Below are 17,367 nucleotides of genomic sequence, written 5' to 3' on the forward strand. Positions count from 1 at the left end.
GCTGTCTCCGCCTCTCCCCGTCTCGGCCCGTGTCCCGCTACGACCGCCAGAACGCGGCCAGACCCTCCAACAGCCGTGCCACGTCGTCCTTGTCGTTGTAGGGCGACAGGCCGACGCGCAGTCCGCCCGTGTCGCCGAGGCCGAGGTGCCGGGACGCCTCCAGGGCGTAGAACGATCCCGCCGGCGCGTGCACACCGCGATCCGCCAGGAACCGGTAGGCGTCGGCCGCGTCCCGGTCCTCGAACGTCAGCAGCAGAGTGGGCGTGCGTTCGGCGGCCCGGGAGTGGACGGTCACACCGGGAAGCGCGTCCAGCCCCACCTCCACCTCCTCACGCAGTGCCTCCTCGTGGTGCTCGACGGCCGCGAACGCGGACCGGAGCCGGTCCCTGCGTCCGCCCGTCGCGTCCGGTGCGAGGCCGGCCAGGAGGTCGACGGCGGCGGTGGTGCCGGCCAGCATTTCGTAGGGCAGCGTGCCGAGTTCGAAGCGCTCGGGCACGGCCTCGGTGGAGGGCAGCAGCTTGTCCGGCCGCAGCCCCTCCAGCAGGTCCGGGGAAGCGACCAGGACGCCGTGGTGCGGGCCGAGGAACTTGTAGGGCGAGCAGACGAAGAGGTCCGCGCCGAGCCGGGCGAGGTCCACGAACGCGTGGGCGGCGTAGTGCACTCCGTCCACGTGGAGCAGGGCCCGCGGGTGGCGGTGGACGAGCTCGGCGATCGCCGCGATGTCGGGGACCGTGCCGATCAGGTTCGACGCGGCGGTCACGGCGACGAGCCGGGTACGGTCGGACAGCAGGTCGCCCACGGCCTCGGGCGGGAGCTCACCCGTCGCGGGGTCGAAGTCGGCCCAGCGCACCACGGCCCCGGCCCGCGTCGCCGCCTGGATCCAGGGTCGGATGTTCGCGTCGTGGTCGAGGCGGCTGACCACGACCTCGTCACCGGGCGCCCAGTCCTTCGCCAGGGTGTACGCGAAGTCGTACGTGAGCTGGGTGGCGCTGCGGCCGAAGACGACGCCGGAGGGATCGGCGCCCACCAGGTCGGCCATCGCCTCCCGGAACTCGCGCACGCAGGTCTCCGCGTTCGCCTCTCCCGGCGTCAGCCGTCCCCTGATGGAGAGCGGGCCCGTGAGCGCGTCGGTGATCGCCCGGGCGACCCGGGCCGGGGTCTGCGTTCCGCCCGGGCCGTCGAAGTGGGCGACACCGGACTGCAGGGCGGGGATCTCGGCGCGCAGCGCACCGACGTCGAAGGTCACTCGGGCTCCTCACGGACGGGTCGCGCCCCGCGCCGGGCCGGACCCGGGACACGCTCGGGCGGGCCGGGGCCGGTGCCCGGACGGAGCACACGGTGTCCGACGATCATCGCAGGACGGCCGCCGGACGGGGAGGGCGCCTTCGCCGCCGGGGGCGGGCATCCTGGGCGGCTCACCAACCCCGCGTTCCGGGGCCGCCCTTGAACGGCCCGCGGATCTCCGCGGTGATCCAGCCGCCGTAGAAGTCGCCCTCCTGTGCCGTGACCGGCTCGCCGTCCACCGTGCACCGGTCGACCCGCGTCGGGTAGAAGGCGAAGTGCCCGGCGAGCGAGGCGTACGCCCGCACCGGTTCGGGGTAGCTCCACGCGGCGCTCGGCCGGACGTGGGCGCCGACGGCCAGGTCCCAGTAGACGGCGGGCCCTTTCCACTCGCACCGACTGCGTTCCGTGGTGGGGCGGAGCAGGTCGGTGCGTACGTCGTCCGGCGGCAGGTAGAAGACCGGAGGGTGGCTGGTCTCCAGTACCCGGAGGGCTCGGGTGGTCTCCGCGATCCGTACTCCGGCGCTCTCGACGACGACGAGCCGATCGTCCTGTTCCGTCGCCGGGGGACGCGGATAGTCCCATACCGATTCGGGACTCAGGTGTCCGTGCGGTGCCATGACCACTCCTGTCCGCGCCGGGACGCCGCGCTCGCCCTGTCCGGCCGGCGTTCACGAGGACTTCGGGGATCACCGTGACCGCGGATGCACGGTGGGCGGGCGCCGGCCCGGGTGGGCTCCCGGTGCGCGACGAACGGCTCGGGGCCGGCGTCCGGAGGATTCCGGTGCCGGCCCCGAGCCGTGAGTCATCGGTGCGCTGCGGGAGTACGGACTCCTCAGGCGTGTCGGTGCGAACGACGGTTGCCCGTCAGCACCCGGTACAGAATCAGCAGGATCAGCGATCCGACGATGGCGGCGATCCACGTCGACACCTCGAAGAAGCCGTCGACCGAGTCGACGTTGAAGATGACCTTGCCCAGCCAGCCGCCCAGCAGGCCGCCGGCGATGCCGATCAGCATGGTGATGATGATGCCGCCCGGGTCCTTGCCCGGCAGGAGCAGCTTGGCGATGGCACCGGCAAGCAACCCGATCAGAATCCAAGCGATGATGCCCACAGTTCCTCCACCGTCCGTACAGAATGTGACTTCCTCAGTCCGTGTGCGCCGAACGGGCCGACACAAACCTTCGAATCTCAAACTGTTGCCTTCTGGTCGGCCGTCGCGGCCTCGCTCAGTTCGGCCGCGAACTGCGCTCCCGCCAGCAGCGCGAGGTTGGACAGCCACAGCCAGACGAGGAAGACGACGAGCCCCGCGAGTGAGCCGTAGAGCCTGCTGTAGGTGCCGAACATGGAGGCGTACACGGCGAATCCCGCGGAGACCACCAGCCAGAGGAACGCCGCGAGGACGCCGCCGGGCAGGCTGTAGCGGCGTCGGCGCGCGACCACGGGGCCCGTATGGAAGACGACGACGACCAACAGGGCGACCAGGCACAGCAGCAGGGGCCAGCGGAGCACGCCCCACGCCACGGCCACCTGGCCGTCTAGGCCGAACACCCGGCCCGTGGCCTCGGCCACCGGGCCCGTCAGCAGCAGAACGAGTGCGCTCACGACGAGCAGTCCGAGCAGCGCCAGCGCGGTCAGTACCAGGCGGTGCGCGGTGCGCCAGGCCGAACGGCGGTCCGCCACGTCGTGCATCCGGTGCAGGGCACGGCGGAACACGGCGAGATAGCTGGAGGCCGACCAGAGCGCGCTGGCCGCCCCCGCGACGAGCAGGGTCCAGGCCGCCGACCGCTGCCGCAGCATCTCCCCCAGCGCCTGGTGCAGTTCCGCCCCAGACTGGGCGGGCGCGTACGCCGTGACGTGGGCGATGAACTGCTCCGCGGTGTCCGGACTGATCAGGCCGAAGGCGACGACCATGACGAGCATCGCCGGCAGGACGGCCAGGATCGCGTAGTACGTCAGCGCGGCGGCCCAGTCGGAGACGTCGTCGTTCCACATCGACACCGGGGTGCGGCGCAGCGCCGGCCACCACAGGGCGGGACGGGGGCGTGGCAGCCGGGTGGGCCGCACCGTCTCGATCGCGCCGTTGGGTCCTGGCTCAGCGGACATGCGCGGTCCGTTGGGAACGGCTGCTGATCCGTACGTGGGTGAGGACCCGGCACGGGGCGGCCGCGGCCCGTGCTTCCTCCATGAGCGCGGCCAGGGTCAAGAGAACTCCGTTCGGTGCGGTGTCCGGGGCGAGCCGGACGTGGGCACGTACGTACAGCCGTCCGCGGCGGGCACGGACGGCGACGCGGCTGTGGGCGACGCCGGGGAGGGCGGACGTACGCCGGGTGAGCAGGTCGGCGAGGGCCCGGGTCCGCAGGACGGCACCCCGGGGGGTGAGGGCCAGGCGCGGGCGGGTCCCGCCGCTGATCCGGCTCGCCGCCCACAGGAGGCAGAGGAGCGCGGCGAGGGCCGTCGCGGCGACGGCCGCCGGAACCCACCATGCGTGCTCGCGCAGTTCGGCCACCTGACCGGCGGAGACCCACACGGCGTCGGCGTCCGCTCTCGGCCACCACCCCGGCATCCGGTCCGCCACGGACGCGCCGGCGGTCGCCGACCAGATGCCGGCCGACAGCAGGACGAGTCCCGCCGCGGCCAGTGCGGCACGGTTGACCGTGCCGGACGGCTGTTCCATCACGCCTCGCTTCCGGCGGGCCGGGCGGTCTCGGCACGGGCCGGCGGGTCCGCCGGCCGAGGCCCGGAGAACCGCGGCTCCGCTGAGGGGTGTTCCACGGATCGTGGTCCCGCAAGCGTGGGTCCCCCGGTCAGGGGCGCCACGGGCCGGGGTTCGTACGGTCCTGATTCACCCGACCGGGGATCCGCCGGCCGGGACTCCGGCGACCCGGGTTCCGAGCCGGGCGGCTGCCACGCCCGAGTCGGCCGGACCGTGACGCGCAGGCGCGGAGCCCGGCGCAACGCGCAGCCGTCGATGGCCCGGTGGGCCGCGGCCACGGCTGCCTCGGCCGTGGCGTCCCGCTCGCCGAAGGCCAGTGCGGCCCGGACACGGGCGCGCCTGCGGCCGACGCGTACCCGTACCTTCTCGGTCCCGGGCACGTCCGCGACGGCGTCGCGGATCACCGAGGCCACCGCCGTGCGGTCCACCGCGGCGTTCAGGCCGGGTGGAGCGGCGCCCAGCAGGCCCCGGCGGCCGGGTGTCAGAGCGAGCACGCACAGCCAGAGGCCGACTCCCGCGAGGGCGATCCCGAAGGCGACCGGCAGGTCCGCAGGACCGCGCTGTTCCAGCGTGTCCAGCAGCCCGGTCCGCCAGGCGGCGGCCGGGTGCCCGGCGAGATGGACCCGCAGCACGTCGACGGCGACCGCGCCGCAGCCGAGGGCCACCGCGAGAGCGAGTCCCACGACGGGGACGCGCCGCGCCGACCAATGACGCCGGGGTGTGCGGCCGGAGGCGGGGGGCTTCGCGAGCGTGGGTGCCGACGGTCGAGCGGGACCGGTGAGTCCGGTCACGGTGACCCGCGCGGGCCCCACACGCAGGCCGGTGAGCCGGCCGGTGCGGGCCGTCACATGCCGTTCGACGCGCTCGGCGGTCGCGGCGAGCGGTGCCGGGTAAGGGAGGGTGATGCCGAGGGACACGACGGCCGTCCGGCCGCGAACGGACGCGGAGCCGCGGGCCGACGGACGCGCCTGACCCGGGAGGGCCTCGGCGACCGCGCGCTCGGCGATCTTGCGTACGGCCTTCTCCGAGACGGTGGTGGTGCCGCGCACCGCCGCGTCCGTCATCGGTTCCTCCGCTCGAAGAGGTCCCGGAGGTCCTCACGACGGACCCCACCCTCCAGGTAACGGCCCACGCCGTAGCCGACCGCGCCGAGTACCGCCACCAGCAGGAACGCGCCGAACCCGCCGAAGTAGCCGGCGAACGCCAGGGCCATGCCCACGAACATGCCGACGATCGCTCTGCTCATTCCTCACCTCTCACCGCCGGTCGGGCCGGCTTCCGCGGCCGCGGGTTTGTTCAGGGCCTGTCGGGGCTCTCATTCCACGCGCGAGTCCCCGTACGCCTCCTCACCGTCGTCCTCCGGAAGATGCACGTCGTTGACCGTGACGTTCACCTCCACGACCTCCAGGCCGGTGATGCGCTCCACCGCGGAGACGACGTTCTCGCGCACGTCGCGGGCGACGTCGGTGATGGGCACCCCGTACTCGACCACCAGGTCGAGGTCGATCGCGGTCTGCCGCTCGCCGACCTCGACCTTCACCCCGCGGCCCACGTTCGGGCGTCCGCCGGGCACACGGTCGCGCACCGCGCCGATCGTGCGGGACAGCCCGCCGCCCATGTCGTGCACACCGGGAATCTCCCGCGCGGCGATTCCGGCGATCTTCACGACGACGACGTCGGCGATGGACGTCCTGCCCCGGCTCTCGGCCGGCGCGCCCGCGCCGGACAGGCCACCGCTCAGCGTGGTCGATCCGGTGGCCCCGGCGCCGCCCGCCACACGCGCCGAGGGCGTCGGCTCGGGGCGGGAGGGGGCGGTCTCGCGGCGGGACTCCGGCGCTGTCTGCTGGGTGGTCATGACGATCTCCCACTTCACTCGGTGTGAACTGCCTTCTCCACGACAGACCCGGCCGGGGCCGTTCTGTTACGCGGCCCGACCACGTTCTCTTTCCGGAGTGCGCCCTCCTCCGCCGGACAACAGGACGCAACGGATGCATCCGCGGGCGCCGCGGGTGCGTAACAGGGAACCGCGCAGGCGTGTCCAACCCGCAGAGGCGAGCGAGAGGAGCCACCGAGTGCCGGGGGCCCAGAGACAGATCACCCAGCCTGAGGACGTCGCGTCCGACGACGTACTGCTGGCCACGCGGGCGGCCGAGGGCGACGAGGAGGCCTTCGAGTCGCTCGTACGACGGCATGCCCCGCGGCTGGTGGGGCTGGCGGCGCGGCTGCTCGGCAGCCGTTCGGAGGCCGAGGACGCCGTGCAGGACGCCTTCGTGAGCGCGTGGCGCAAGCTGCCCGAGTTCCAGGGCCGGTCCTCCTTCGGCACCTGGATGTACCGGATCGTCACGCACCGCTGCCTCAACGTGCTGCGCGCCCGGCGGCAGGAGAGCGGCCTCGACGCGGTCGCGGAGATCGCCGCTCCCGAGCACGTCGCCTCGCCGGCGCGGCTGGCGGAGTCCCGGGCGGCGCTGGGCGAGCTGCAGACCGCGCTCGCGGACCTGTCGGCGGAACAGCGCACATGCTGGGTGCTGCGCGAACTGGACGGCCGCTCCTACGAGTTCATCGCGGACACCGTCGGGATCAGCCAACAGGCGGTCCGCGCCCGTGTCTTCCGCGCACGACACCGACTGACACAAGCGATGGGGGCTTGGCGATGACCCACCACTCCGGTCCGCCGGACCGCCGGCTCGGGCCCGACGAGGACGACGAACTGCTGCCCTGTGGGCGTCCGCTCTCCGAGGTCTGGGAGATCGCGGAGGACCCCGCCCGTACCGACTCCCACGGGGAGCGGTGCCCGCACTGCGGGCGGGCCCGCGACGAGTGGACCCGGCTGGAGTCCCTCGTCGGCGGCCTCCGCGACGAGACGGACACCGTCGCCTCGTACGACGCCACGCCGCTGACACGGCGGGTGATGGACGTCGTCCGGGTCGAACTGCGGCCCGGCAGGCCCCTCCCGCTGGGTGACCCCGCCGAGGACCTCTGGATCATGGAAGCGGTCGCGGCCCGCACGCTGCGTACCGCCGGGGAGACGGTCGCCGGCGTCCGTGCCGGGTCGTGCCGGATCGTTCCCCACGCGCTGTCGGCGCCGGGCGACTCCGCCGGGGTGGACGTGCGGCTGGACATCGTCGCCCCCGCGGGTGCCGCGCTGGAACACCTCGCCGAGCGGGTGAGGGAGCGGGTGCTCGACGCGGCACGCACCCGCCTCGGGATGGACGTGACGGCCGTGGACATCCGCATCACCGATCTGACCGGCCCCGTGGCCGACTTCGAGGAAGGCCAGGACCGATGACGCGGTTCGCCGTGCACGACACGTTGACGGAGGCGCTGGCACGGACGGTCCTCGAGGTGTCGGGGGTCGCGTTCCTGAAGCCCGGCCTCGGCGATCTGCTGCGCTCGCGCACGGGTGCGGGGGCCGGACGGTCCGGCGGGCAGACGGCGGGGATCCGGGTGACACGCTGCGACGGGTCCGAGCCGTGGGAGGTGGACGTGCGGATCGTGGCGCGCAAGGAGCGCCGCGCCGCGGACGTCGCCCGCGCCACGCGCCAGGCGCTGGAGGAGTCACTCACGACGCTGCTCCCCGACAGCAAGGCCTCGGTACGGGTCACCGTCACCGGACTCGTGTAGCGGAACGGGCCCGTCGCACCCCGGCGCGCGTGCGATGGCCCTCAGGGGATGGAGGCATGGGGACAGGGAGTGCCCGGAACGGACGCGCGTCCCGGTCACTCCCCTTTCCTGCCCGCCACAGGAAACCCCTGGCGGCCCCGCGGCCGTCTCCCGCGGGGCCGGCGATGCGCCGCGTCAGCTCTTGGGCATCAGGACGGTGTCGATGATGTACACGTTGGCGTTGGCGGTCTTCACATTGCCGCACACCACCTTGGCGGAGTCGTTCACGGTGTACGACTCCCCCGAACCGCTGGTCGTCAGCTTGCTCTTCTCCAGCGTGTCGAAGGAGCCCTTCTCCAGGTCCTTCGGCGCCAGCTTCTGGCCCACGACGTGGTAGGTCAGAATCTTCGTCAGCTGCGCCTTGTCGGCCAGAACCTTGTCCAGGGTCGCCTTCGGAATCTTCGCGAACGCGTCGTTCGTCGGCGCGAACACGGTGATGTTCTCCGCGTTGTTCAGCGTGTCCACCAGACCGGCCTTCTTCACGGCCGTCACCAGGGTCGACAGCGCCGGGTTGTTCGACGCCGCCGTCGCGACCGGGTCCTTGGCCATGCCGTCGAAGGATCCCGCGCCGTTCTTCGGGACCGAGGCGCAGCCCGGTCCGAACGGCTCGTCCGAGCTGCCCGCCATCCCCGAGGAACCGGTGGAAGCGTCGTCCGAGGCCGACGCGGAGGCGGACGCCTTCGCCGAACTCGACGCGTCGCTGTCCTTGCTGTCGCTGGAACAGGCCGTCAGGGCGATCGGCAGTACAGCGGCAGTGGCGAAGGCCACCGCGACGTGACGGATACGCATGCTCATGAGGTTCTCCTGTCGGAACGATGCAGCATTCGCGGCGCTGGCCGGCAAATGCCGTGGTTTTCGAGCGGAAATTCCGTGGAGGACGAAAGGGCGGTCCTCAAAGAGGCACCTGCCGTACGCCCGGGGGCGGTTGTCGAACTCCTCGTTTCTCGGCTCACACGGGGAATCCGACGCGGGGGCGGTCCTGGATTGGTCGGAGTTCGCGCAATCGCCGATTCGGGGGAAATCCCTTCCACGACCAATCCGGAACGCGAGCAGCTTCGGAGAAGGCGCTCGCACCCCTCGTCGGCCGACCGTCCGCCGCCCGGCACCCCCGACACGACTCCAGCGCGCCTGGGTCGACGCCCCCCTGACGCACCGGCGTACCGGCGTACCGGCCCCGAACGCGTCGAAGCCGCGGCACGGTGGCCGCGGCTCCAGGACAGGAGACGGGATCGGTTCAGCCCAGGGGGACGAACACCCGGATCGACTTACCGCCGTCCGGACACGGCTCGATGGTGATGTCCCGGGAGAGACGGATGATCAAGGGCCATCCGTACCCGTTCGCCTGACGGTGCTGCGGGATCTCCCCGGTGCCGTAGGCCTGGGTGGGGACGATGTCGCTGCGGTCACGCACCTCCAGCCGTACGCCGCCGTCGGTCGGGGCCGCCGCGAATCCGGCGAGCCCGTCACCGTGCCGGATCGCGTTCGTGACCAGTTCCGAGACGACGAGCAGCAGGTCGATGACCGCCTCCTGTTTCATCCCGCAGGCCGGGGCTCCCGGGTGCTCGCGCAGGACCGTCTGCACGTGGCGGCGCGCGGTCGCGGCGCTGGTGACGGCGAGTTCGACCGTGGGCGGACGGGCGAACGGCTCGGTGGGAGAGACGAGCTGCGGGGCTTCGTTCTGGTGCGTCACGGTGGCGTCCCTGAGATCCGACTCCCCCGAACCGCCCGCTCCCGCGCTTCGGCCGGCCGCGGGAGGGCGGTTGGCGGGGGTCATCGCTCGCTCGCCCTGACCGGGAGTTCCAGCGCTTCCTGGACACTGTCGGCGAGGACGAAGAAGCCCGCGGTCCCTGTCACGTCGAACAGCCTCCGAACGATGTCACTGAACGGTCCGCAGACCACCATGGGTGTGCCGCAGGCCCGGTGGGCGCGCTGTGCCTCGAGGAGGACGTGCAGGATCGACGAGTCCGCGAAGGTCGTCTCCGACAGGTCGACCACCGTGCGGGACGAGCCCACACGCTCCGCGAGGTCGAGCGCCTCTTCGAGATGGCACGCGGTCTCGTAGTCGATGTCGCCACCCACCCGCACGACGAAGGCGTCTTGGGCCGCCCGGTGCGTCACGGAGGCCGCCGGCCCGTCGGGCATCTGCACACTCTTTCCCGTCTGATCGCGCAAGGTCACCCCTCGATCCGGGCGTCATGGTCCGTGCGTGGCTCCCGTGCCGCACGGCACGGGAGCCGTTCATGGATGCACGGCCACGGATCGCGGCCACCGCACCCCCGGCCGACGCCTGACGGCGACTCACGCGGGCTGCCGCGGCGGCAGACCCCGGTAGTAGCTCCCGACACTGGAGAGGTACGTCGGGTCGAGCGTCTCCCGGTCGGTCTTGAACACGGGCGCGGACTTGATCTCCTCGCGGCTGCACGCCACGGTGATCTTCTGCGTCTCGGTGTCGATGCCGTCGACCACGCCCACGGGAACCAGCACGCTCTTCCCGAACACCCACACACCTGTGTCGACGACGAGGTGCCGCATCCCGGCGTCGTCCGCCTGCCGGTCCACATGCCCTATGGTCCCGTCGGTGGCCTCGACGCTGTAGCCGGCCAGTTCGTGCACCTCGGGGTGGTTGAACTCCGGTGCGTACGACCAGATTCTGTCGACGGTCATGTCGTCCTCCTTCAGCTCGCCGGTCCGCCCTGCCGTCGACACGCTCATGGCGCGTACGCGGCAGGGAGCAGGCCAGAAGGCGGGAATCCGCCTCCGTGCCGCCCTCTGAGCTGCAAATACCCTGCTATCCGGTCTGCATTCGGTGGAATCTCTCCGCGCATCAGGGCCCTTGGGGTCGAATGCCCCCATGGCCCGGCGGCACCACGCCCCTCAGCCCGTTCCGGGGTGTTGCTCGCCGTCCCTCACGTCGCAGGGTGCCGTGAGGTGGTCGAGGGTCCCCGTGATCTCCAGCAGCCGTTCCAGCTGCGGCGGGCGCTCGTCCAGGTGGAGGCGCACGCGGGCCGCGTCGGTACGCCGCCGGATCATCAGCGGGACGGACAGTCCCATCGAGTCGATCCCGCTGAGTCCGGCGAAGACGAGACGCGGGTCGAGGAGCCGTCTCTCTGCGGTGTGCCGGACGGCGAGGTTCTGTTCGACGGTGCTCATCAGCTCGTCGCAGGTCTCGTGGTCGAGGCTCCGTCGACGCGGACCACCGGATCGGTGGTCTCGGCCTCGACGGTGAGGGTGAAGGACGGTGGACGCGAAGTCGTCATGCGAGCTTTCCGGGGCGGGGGATCGTGAAGAGGGGCGCTCCTCGGGTCCGGAGCGCCTCCCGGGGCGCCGGCCGGCGTGCGGCAGGCGCGCGGGAAGTCCTTGGGCCGGACGGCCGGCAGGTCGCGGGCGGGGCAGAGGATCTGGTCGGGGACACCGCCCGCGGCGAGGACGACTGTGGTCATCCGTGTGGACGGCCGACCACAGGCTTTCCCGGGCCGGACCGAGCGCCGTTCCCTCGACATACCGGGCGGGAGGAGCGGTCATGCGGTGTACCTGCCCCTGGTGTGGCCGTTCACCGCGCTCAGGTGCGCGTGGTGGGGGGCGGTGACCGCGACGGTCGCCATGTCGTCGTGGAGTCCGCGTCCGACCCACCGCGCGGCGAGCATCTGGACGTGCTCGACCACGGCCTGGGCCGGCATGCCCGCGCACCGGGTGAGCGCGGTCTCCAGCCGCTGGACGCCGAAGAGTTCGTCTCCCGACGGTCCTCCCTTCGCCTCGGTGATGCCGTCCGTGAAGAACAGGCAGGTCTCACCCGGCGCCAGTTCCACGTGGGCGGTGGTGGAGCTGATCTCCCAGAACGCGCCGACCAGTGCCCCCCGGGTCTTCGCCTGCTCGACCAGACCGTCGGCGCGCACGATCAGCGGCGGCGGGTGGCCCGCGCTGGTGACGCGCAGGTGGACCATTCCGCCGCGGCGGACGACGGAGGCCATGGCGAGGGTGGCGAAGCGGGTGTGGTGGGAGTTCATCAACGCGCCGTTGAGCAGGCCGAGTAGGCGCTGGTGGTCCGAGGCGAGTGGCAGGAGTGCCTGCACCGTGTTGCGGATCTTGCCCGTCAGCACGGCGGCTTCGAGTCCCTTGCCGCACACGTCGCCGAGGATGACGAGGGATTCCTGTCCCTCGTCGGTGCCGGGGTGGACGTCGTAGAAGTCGCCGCCGACTCGCTCGGTCCGGCCCGCGGGACGGTACTTCCCGGCGAACTCCACGCCGTGCACGCTGTGCAGCCGGGGCGGCAGCAGTTCGCGCATGAGGGTCGTGGTGATGGCCGCCTGCCGGGCGTACATACGGGCCGCCGACATGGCCGCGCCCGCGCGTGAGGCGAAGAGGCGGGCGAGGATCTCCTCGCTCTCCGTGAACGCGGCGTGGTGGCTGGAGCGGAGCAGGATCAGGGCGCCCGCCGGTGCACCGTGACCGGGCAGCGGTGTCACGAGAGCGGAGCCGACGGGTTCGGTGAAGCCGTCGGGGACGATCCATCCGGGGACACGGGCAGGATCGATCCAGCGGGCGGGCACGGGCGGGAATCCCCGCAGGGCGTCGCTGAGCCCGGGCAGTTGACCGACGTCCTCCAGCACGGTGCGGTGCACCAGGACGCCGTCCGGACCGCAGACGGTGAGGGGCACCGTGCGGCCGCACGCCGGGGCGACGATCACGGCGGCGTCGGCGAGGTGCTCCGCCGCCAGGCGGGCCGTGACCTCCATGCACCGCTCGACGTTCAGCGACGCGAGGAGGGCGCTGGAGGCGCCGGCCAGGAAGGCGGTGCGTTCGCGCTCGCTCTTGAGGGCGTCCTCTGCGAGGCGCCGGTCGGTGTCGTCGACCAGCCACCACATGACGTCGCCGTCCTCGGTGCAGGTGGGGTGCGCCTCGAACGTACGGTCTCCGACGCGGCCGCCCGCGGGCGGAGCAGGACCGGCACGCCGGGGGCCCGGGACGTTCGTCCGCAGCCGCGCGTGCGCGTCGGCCATCCATTCGGGTACGACGTCGCGCAGCGGCCCGCCGGTGACGGCACCCGGGAAGAGGGCGGCCGCCGCGACGTTCAGGTCGATCACTGCGCCGGATGGGTCCGCGACCACCACGGGGTAGGGGGCGGAACCCCACGTGACGCCGGGGCCGACGCCACCCGGGCTGGCAGGAGGCTGCTGGGAAGTGTCCACGAGCAAGGGCGCGCGTCTGCGGGCCCACCACCTTTCCGGACGACCAATTGTTTCCGTCCGGCAACCATCTCTCGGCCGGTCCGCCCACGGCAAGCCGCTCACGCGAAGTCACACGAACAGGGGACACCCGGGCCGGGGTTCCGTCGCGTCGGCGCCGACGGGACCCCGCCCGAGGTGTCACCGGCGGCGGCTGCGCGTGGCCCAGCCGCTGCCCACGCCGGCGACGTGCAGGGCGAGGAGGGCGAGACCGATGAGCATGACGTTCGTCGAGGTGAACACGTCGTTCGTCGATATGTCCGCCGCGTTGATGAGGAACGAAATGAAAAACAGTACAGCGGCAACGATGCCGAGCATGAGGTCTCCCTGTGTCGAAGTGGTGGAGACCGGATGCCCAGAGGTTGCGACTCGACACTCTGTCGGGTGCCGATTCCGCTGCATCCGCCGCGCGGTCCCGCCCGGAAGAGGGGAGAACGCGCCGCATTCCGTACACCATGCCCTCCGATGACCGCGTAAGGGAGATTCGATGATCGAGGTCGAGCGCACGCTCACGCTGCACCACCCCCTGCCCGACGTGGTGGCGTACCTGGCGGACTTCGCTCACACGGAGGAGTGGGATCCGGGAACGGTGAGCTGCCGTCCGGCCCGGCCCGGTGCTCCCGTCACCAAGGGATCCGAATGGCAGAACGTCTCGGAGTTCCGCGGGCGGCGCACCGAACTCCTCTATCGGCTGGTCCGTTGCGAGGACCGGCGGCTGACCTTCGTCGGGCGGAACCGGACGGCCACCTCGACGGACGACATGACCTTCCGCGAGGAGGACGGGGGGACGCGGCTCACCTACCGGGCCCGTATCGAGTTCCGCGGAGTGGCCAAGCTGGCGTCCCCGTTCCTCCGCAAGGAGTTCGAGCGACTGGGGGACGAGGTGGTCCGGCGGATGCCGGAGGCGGTGGCCGGCCACCTCGGCGCCGAGGGGCAGCCCGCCGGCTGATCACGTGCTCCCCCATTTCCCGCTCCGCCGGTGCAACCGAGCAGCCATGTCCGCCGGAATAAAGGGGCAAAGCACAGGTAACGGGCATCGCGCGTGTGCCCTCTCCCGGTAGCGAAGGGAAGTTCCATGAAGCTCCAGGACGAACTGCCGGTCGACCACCAGTTGGGTGCCGTGTACCGCTGGGGTGCCGCCTTCTGCGGTGTGGTGTTGCTCGTCTTCGGCAGCCTCGGCTTCGCCGACGCACTCAGCCCGTTCACCACGGACGGGAACACCGTCGCGGGGCTGTCCAGCAACGGCGCTCTCAGCCTCATCTCCGTCCTGGTCGGCGCCGCGCTGATCGCCGGCGGCTTCATCGGCGGGAACTTCGCCTCCGGCCTCAACATGGTGGTCGGAACGCTGTTCCTGCTCAGCGGGTTCGCGCACATCTTCATCCTCGACCGGCCGGCCAACGTCCTCGGCTTCGGCATGACCAACGTCATCTTCAGCTTCGTGATGGGGCTGGTGATCCTGACGTTCGGCATGTACGGGCGCGTGTCGAGCAAGCTGTCGCACGACAACCCGTACTGGCAGCGGCGCCACCCCCGCGAGGCCGCGCAGGAGTCCCTGGCCCGGCGCAGGCAGCCCACCCCGGCCGGAACACTTCCCGCGGGCGGCACGCGGACGGCCCTCGACGGCCGGACCGGCACGCCCGGCCGGCGGGGCACCGGCTGAACGGCTCGACGGCTCGACACGGCAAGGGGCGCTGCCCCGGGCGGTTATCCCCGGGGCAGCGCCCCTCTCACGAAGTCGCTCTAGGAAGCGGCCCCGGCGGAGGCCCGTACGCCGTCACGCGTCACCGCGCCTTCCACCGGACCGGTCGCCCGCCACACGCTCTCCTCGCCCTCGGCCAGCCCCAGTTCGGCCAGGCCCTTGAGGTGGCCGAGCACGGTCGAGCGCTGGAAGCCGACGGTCGCACTCAGCTCACCGACCTCGGCTCCGCCCGTACCGGCTTCGGCCAGCCGCTCCCAGGTACGCACGGCGTGCCGGCTCAGCCCGCTCTCGCTGACCTTCCTCGACACGACCCCGGCCTTCTCACCGGTGCTGTCCTGCCCGGGGATCGGAGCACTGGTCCGGGTCGCCCCGGCGTTCCGGGTGACGGCCTGCTCCTGCACTGCGCGCGGTGATCTCCTCGGTCCGACCGGACGCGGCGTCATGTTCACCTTGCGGTGCCTACGGCCCTTGCGGTGTCGGCTCATCGATTCCTCATCTCCGCCTCGACGATGCTCACAGGAGGAGAACGAGCGGGACCCGACAAGGTAGTTCAGCCGTTCGAAGGACAGGGCCGCGCAGACACCGCCGGGCCTGACACGGCGAGGACGGGGTAAGCGGGCCCTGCAGAAGCCCGACCCCCGCACCGGAAGGAATGCCATGCCAGGAATGGTGCAGCGTCTCAAGGAGTTCGCCAGGAGTCCCCAGGGACGGCGTACGGCCGAGGAGATTCGGCGTGCCGCGGCGGATCCCCGGCGTCGGGCCCAGGCGCAGCGGCTCTTCGGCAGGCTGCGCGGACGTCACTGACCCCGGCGGCGACGGCCGTGGTGAACCCCGATCTTTGCGACGATCGGGGTTCGAGGTGCGTCGAATCGAGCATCCGGGGTAGCCAGGCCTCCTATACCCATATTTTTTTACGTAGGAGGTAAGCGTGTCCGCAGACCTGGAGCCGCTGTCCATCGATGTCACTCTGCCCCGTGAAGACGCCGTGCTGTTGACCGTCGAGGGTTCGCTGGACATCGACACGGCCACGGAGCTGCAGCATCACCTGGCGAACCAGTTCCATCACGGGCGCCGCCGGTTCCTGATCGACCTCTCGGCGGTCCCGTTCATGGACTCCTCGGGGATGAACGTCCTGCTGCGGAGCTACCAGGAGGCGCGCAACGTCTCGGGCAGCGTGCACGTCATCGCGCCGACGCCTGCCGTACGACGGGTGCTCGACCTCACCGGAGTCAGCCTCACGGTGTCGGTGTCGGAGACCCTCGACGAAGCACTGGCGCTGGTGGACTCGCTGCAGGAGGAGGAAGAGCGGACGGGAACGTCGGCACCCTGATCCGGCCGGCCCCTTCTGTTCGGCGGCACTGTTGGCACACGACATGAGGTGGGGCGGACCCGATCGGGTCCGCCCCACCTCATGTCAGGCGCTCATCACATGCGCGGACCGGGCACGCCCACGCCCTGGCCGGCCAACGTCCCGGCCTCCGTGTGCGTCCGTGCCATCGGTGCGGGGACCGTCGTCATGCCGTTCGTCGCGACAGCGGTCGGCCCACCGCTCCCCACCAGCGCGCTCTTCTCGGTCTCCCGCCGGTTGCCGCCGGCCGCGAGCATGGCGTCGGCCGCGACGACGGCGTCATGGACACCGGTCTTCCCCGTCATCACGCAAAGGGTGTACGTGACGTCCTCCAGCCGACGCGCCGTCTCCAGCGTCTCCTTCTCGGCATAGGCGATCTTCAGAGCCGCGTAACGCGTCAGCAGTCTCCGGACAACCTTCGGGTCGGGCACGAGCACGGCGAGGGCTCCTCTCTCTATTTTCCGACCGTGTGCCCGGTGAGCGCCGATTCATTCACAACAGCGGCCTCACACAACCTCTTTGGCTCAACACTTTCTCCGTGGCGACATCTCGTCGCACCGGGTCGGTGTACGGCACAGGTGTGGCCTGGAGGAACTCGGGAACTCGAAAGTCCGGGCGATTACCGTGGCCTTCGTGGCCGCTGGTACCGCAGGCAGCCGCACCGGAACCGCCCGGGCGGCGGACGCCTGCGAACCCCCGAGAACCTCGACAGAACCCGCGGGAATTCTGTGCGGAAGGAAAGGAACATGGCGACTTCCACGACACCGAAGTACACCGTCCCCGGCATCAGTACGCACGACGGTGGCCGGATCATCGAGGTGCTGGGCAAGCGCCTGCACGCTCTCGACGACCTTTCGCTGACGCTGAAGCACATTCACTGGAATGTGGTGGGCCCGCATTTCATCGCCGTCCACGAGATGCTCGATCCCCAGGTGGACCGCGTCCGTGAGATGGCCGACGACACCGCCGAGCGGATCTCGGCGCTGGGCGGCGTGCCGCACGGTACGCCGGGCGCGCTCGTCGCCGAGCGGACCTGGGACGACTACAGCGTCGGCCGGGCCGACGCCATCGCCCACCTCGGCGCCCTCGACCTCGTCTACACGGGCATCGTCGAGGACCACCGTGCGGCCGTCTCCGAGGTCGGCAAGATCGACCCGGTCACCGAGGACCTCCTCATCGAACAGCTGCGCTCGCTCGAACAGTTCCAGTGGTTCGTCCGCGCGCACCTGGAAAGCTCCGGCGGCGCCCTCTCACAGGGCGACGCCCACACGGAGCAGGACGCCGCGCGATCGGCCGCGCGGTAGCGGCGGAAAGAAGCGGTGGCGCGCAGCAGTCGCCAGTGGGGCCCGGACCGGGAACGGTCCGGGCCCCACTGGCCTTCCGCGTCACGCCGAGCCTCCCCGACTTCTCCCCCGCCCACCCGGCGGACGACGCGACCACC

The 17,367-nt window shown here is 71.6% G+C and carries 25 protein-coding genes; 8 read left to right on the plus strand and 17 right to left on the minus strand.

Annotated elements, in window-relative coordinates; genetic code table 11:
- Positions 1–37 precede the first annotated feature (37 nt).
- The 8 genes from ACIRQH_RS03075 to ACIRQH_RS03110 form a co-directional block, all read right to left on the minus strand.
- Positions 38–1,246: a cysteine desulfurase-like protein gene (locus ACIRQH_RS03075; protein ID WP_404223892.1), complete on the minus strand. Its 1,209-nt coding sequence runs from the start codon at positions 1,244–1,246 to the stop codon at positions 38–40.
- A 169-nt stretch (positions 1,247–1,415) separates the two neighbouring features.
- Positions 1,416–1,901 (minus strand): DUF427 domain-containing protein, encoded by a 486-nt coding sequence (locus ACIRQH_RS03080; protein ID WP_358821250.1) that lies wholly within the window; start codon positions 1,899–1,901, stop codon positions 1,416–1,418.
- A 215-nt stretch (positions 1,902–2,116) separates the two neighbouring features.
- The gene (locus ACIRQH_RS03085; protein WP_081222608.1) at positions 2,117–2,395 is read right to left on the minus strand and encodes a GlsB/YeaQ/YmgE family stress response membrane protein; all 279 of its coding nucleotides are present in this window, start codon (positions 2,393–2,395) and stop codon (positions 2,117–2,119) included.
- 77 nt (positions 2,396–2,472) lie between these two features.
- Complete coding sequence (locus ACIRQH_RS03090) at positions 2,473–3,387, minus strand: YihY/virulence factor BrkB family protein (RefSeq protein WP_358821251.1); 915 nt, start codon at positions 3,385–3,387, stop codon at positions 2,473–2,475.
- A complete protein-coding gene (locus ACIRQH_RS03095; RefSeq protein WP_388865265.1) occupies positions 3,377–3,958 on the minus strand; it encodes a hypothetical protein in 582 nt (193 codons plus the stop codon). The genes ACIRQH_RS03090 and ACIRQH_RS03095 overlap by 11 nt, the downstream gene beginning before the upstream one ends.
- Positions 3,958–5,061 (minus strand): DUF6286 domain-containing protein, encoded by a 1,104-nt coding sequence (locus tag ACIRQH_RS03100; protein ID WP_388865263.1) that lies wholly within the window; start codon positions 5,059–5,061, stop codon positions 3,958–3,960. Before ACIRQH_RS03100 ends, ACIRQH_RS03095 begins: the two co-directional genes overlap by 1 nt.
- A complete protein-coding gene (locus tag ACIRQH_RS03105) occupies positions 5,058–5,243 on the minus strand; it encodes a hypothetical protein (protein ID WP_358821254.1) in 186 nt (61 codons plus the stop codon). The genes ACIRQH_RS03100 and ACIRQH_RS03105 overlap by 4 nt, the downstream gene beginning before the upstream one ends.
- Positions 5,244–5,312: 69 nt before the next feature.
- Entirely contained in the window at positions 5,313–5,852 is a 540-nt protein-coding gene (locus ACIRQH_RS03110; protein ID WP_388865260.1) for an Asp23/Gls24 family envelope stress response protein, read from the minus strand.
- 217 nt (positions 5,853–6,069) lie between these two features.
- Between ACIRQH_RS03110 and ACIRQH_RS03115 the strand changes: the two genes are divergently transcribed.
- Genes ACIRQH_RS03115 through ACIRQH_RS03125 form a run of 3 tightly spaced genes read left to right on the plus strand, consistent with a single transcriptional unit; the run spans position 6,070 to position 7,618 of the window.
- On the plus strand, positions 6,070–6,651 hold the full coding sequence (locus ACIRQH_RS03115; protein WP_388865258.1) for an RNA polymerase sigma factor: 582 nt from the start codon (positions 6,070–6,072) through the stop codon (positions 6,649–6,651).
- The gene (locus tag ACIRQH_RS03120) at positions 6,648–7,283 is read left to right on the plus strand and encodes an Asp23/Gls24 family envelope stress response protein (protein WP_358821257.1); all 636 of its coding nucleotides are present in this window, start codon (positions 6,648–6,650) and stop codon (positions 7,281–7,283) included. The genes ACIRQH_RS03115 and ACIRQH_RS03120 overlap by 4 nt, the downstream gene beginning before the upstream one ends.
- The gene (locus tag ACIRQH_RS03125) at positions 7,280–7,618 is read left to right on the plus strand and encodes a hypothetical protein (protein ID WP_404223896.1); all 339 of its coding nucleotides are present in this window, start codon (positions 7,280–7,282) and stop codon (positions 7,616–7,618) included. Before ACIRQH_RS03120 ends, ACIRQH_RS03125 begins: the two co-directional genes overlap by 4 nt.
- 174 nt (positions 7,619–7,792) lie before the next feature.
- On the opposite strand, the gene ACIRQH_RS03130 is transcribed toward ACIRQH_RS03125, so the two are convergent.
- From ACIRQH_RS03130 to ACIRQH_RS03160, 7 genes are all read right to left on the minus strand, one after another.
- On the minus strand, positions 7,793–8,452 hold the full coding sequence (locus tag ACIRQH_RS03130; RefSeq protein WP_388865254.1) for a fasciclin domain-containing protein: 660 nt from the start codon (positions 8,450–8,452) through the stop codon (positions 7,793–7,795).
- A gap of 439 nt (positions 8,453–8,891) precedes the next feature.
- Entirely contained in the window at positions 8,892–9,347 is a 456-nt protein-coding gene (locus ACIRQH_RS03135) for an ATP-binding protein (protein ID WP_388865252.1), read from the minus strand.
- An 80-nt stretch (positions 9,348–9,427) separates the two neighbouring features.
- Positions 9,428–9,799 (minus strand): STAS domain-containing protein, encoded by a 372-nt coding sequence (locus tag ACIRQH_RS03140; RefSeq protein ID WP_388865251.1) that lies wholly within the window; start codon positions 9,797–9,799, stop codon positions 9,428–9,430.
- A gap of 156 nt (positions 9,800–9,955) precedes the next feature.
- On the minus strand, positions 9,956–10,321 hold the full coding sequence (locus tag ACIRQH_RS03145) for a PRC-barrel domain containing protein (RefSeq protein WP_388865249.1): 366 nt from the start codon (positions 10,319–10,321) through the stop codon (positions 9,956–9,958).
- 210 nt (positions 10,322–10,531) lie between these two features.
- The gene (locus ACIRQH_RS03150) at positions 10,532–10,807 is read right to left on the minus strand and encodes a hypothetical protein (protein ID WP_388932282.1); all 276 of its coding nucleotides are present in this window, start codon (positions 10,805–10,807) and stop codon (positions 10,532–10,534) included.
- 368 nt (positions 10,808–11,175) lie between these two features.
- Positions 11,176–12,843, minus strand: a complete 1,668-nt coding sequence (locus ACIRQH_RS03155; protein WP_404223993.1) for a SpoIIE family protein phosphatase — start codon at positions 12,841–12,843, stop codon at positions 11,176–11,178.
- A 177-nt stretch (positions 12,844–13,020) separates the two neighbouring features.
- Positions 13,021–13,197 carry a hypothetical protein gene (locus tag ACIRQH_RS03160; RefSeq protein ID WP_203659033.1) on the minus strand — a complete coding sequence of 59 codons (177 nt, stop codon included), beginning with the start codon at positions 13,195–13,197 and terminating at the stop codon, positions 13,021–13,023.
- Positions 13,198–13,366: 169 nt separating this feature from the next.
- Here ACIRQH_RS03160 and ACIRQH_RS03165 point away from each other — a divergent pair, with 169 nt between their 5' ends.
- Positions 13,367–13,828, plus strand: coding sequence for an SRPBCC family protein (locus ACIRQH_RS03165; RefSeq protein WP_358821264.1), 462 nt, complete (start codon positions 13,367–13,369; stop codon positions 13,826–13,828).
- A 126-nt stretch (positions 13,829–13,954) separates the two neighbouring features.
- A complete protein-coding gene (locus ACIRQH_RS03170; protein WP_404223900.1) occupies positions 13,955–14,539 on the plus strand; it encodes a DUF4383 domain-containing protein in 585 nt (194 codons plus the stop codon).
- Positions 14,540–14,619: 80 nt separating this feature from the next.
- Here ACIRQH_RS03170 and ACIRQH_RS03175 read toward each other — a convergent pair whose 3' ends face one another.
- Entirely contained in the window at positions 14,620–14,979 is a 360-nt protein-coding gene (locus ACIRQH_RS03175) for a hypothetical protein (protein ID WP_358821266.1), read from the minus strand.
- A 256-nt stretch (positions 14,980–15,235) separates the two neighbouring features.
- Between ACIRQH_RS03175 and ACIRQH_RS03180 the strand changes: the two genes are divergently transcribed.
- Together ACIRQH_RS03180 and ACIRQH_RS03185 are read left to right on the plus strand one after the other, a co-directional pair.
- Positions 15,236–15,382, plus strand: a complete 147-nt coding sequence (locus ACIRQH_RS03180) for a hypothetical protein (protein ID WP_358821267.1) — start codon at positions 15,236–15,238, stop codon at positions 15,380–15,382.
- A gap of 124 nt (positions 15,383–15,506) precedes the next feature.
- A complete protein-coding gene (locus tag ACIRQH_RS03185; protein WP_358821268.1) occupies positions 15,507–15,908 on the plus strand; it encodes an STAS domain-containing protein in 402 nt (133 codons plus the stop codon).
- A 95-nt stretch (positions 15,909–16,003) separates the two neighbouring features.
- Here the strand turns inward: ACIRQH_RS03185 and ACIRQH_RS03190 are convergent, their stop codons facing one another.
- Positions 16,004–16,363, minus strand: coding sequence for a DUF5133 domain-containing protein (locus ACIRQH_RS03190; protein WP_388865242.1), 360 nt, complete (start codon positions 16,361–16,363; stop codon positions 16,004–16,006).
- 309 nt (positions 16,364–16,672) lie between these two features.
- Here ACIRQH_RS03190 and ACIRQH_RS03195 point away from each other — a divergent pair, with 309 nt between their 5' ends.
- Entirely contained in the window at positions 16,673–17,230 is a 558-nt protein-coding gene (locus ACIRQH_RS03195; protein WP_358822783.1) for a DNA starvation/stationary phase protection protein, read from the plus strand.
- Positions 17,231–17,367 lie beyond the last annotated feature (137 nt).

Origin of the sequence: Streptomyces sp. NPDC102279, assembly GCF_044766365.1 — a bacterium.
In the GTDB taxonomy this organism is placed as follows: domain Bacteria; phylum Actinomycetota; class Actinomycetes; order Streptomycetales; family Streptomycetaceae; genus Streptomyces.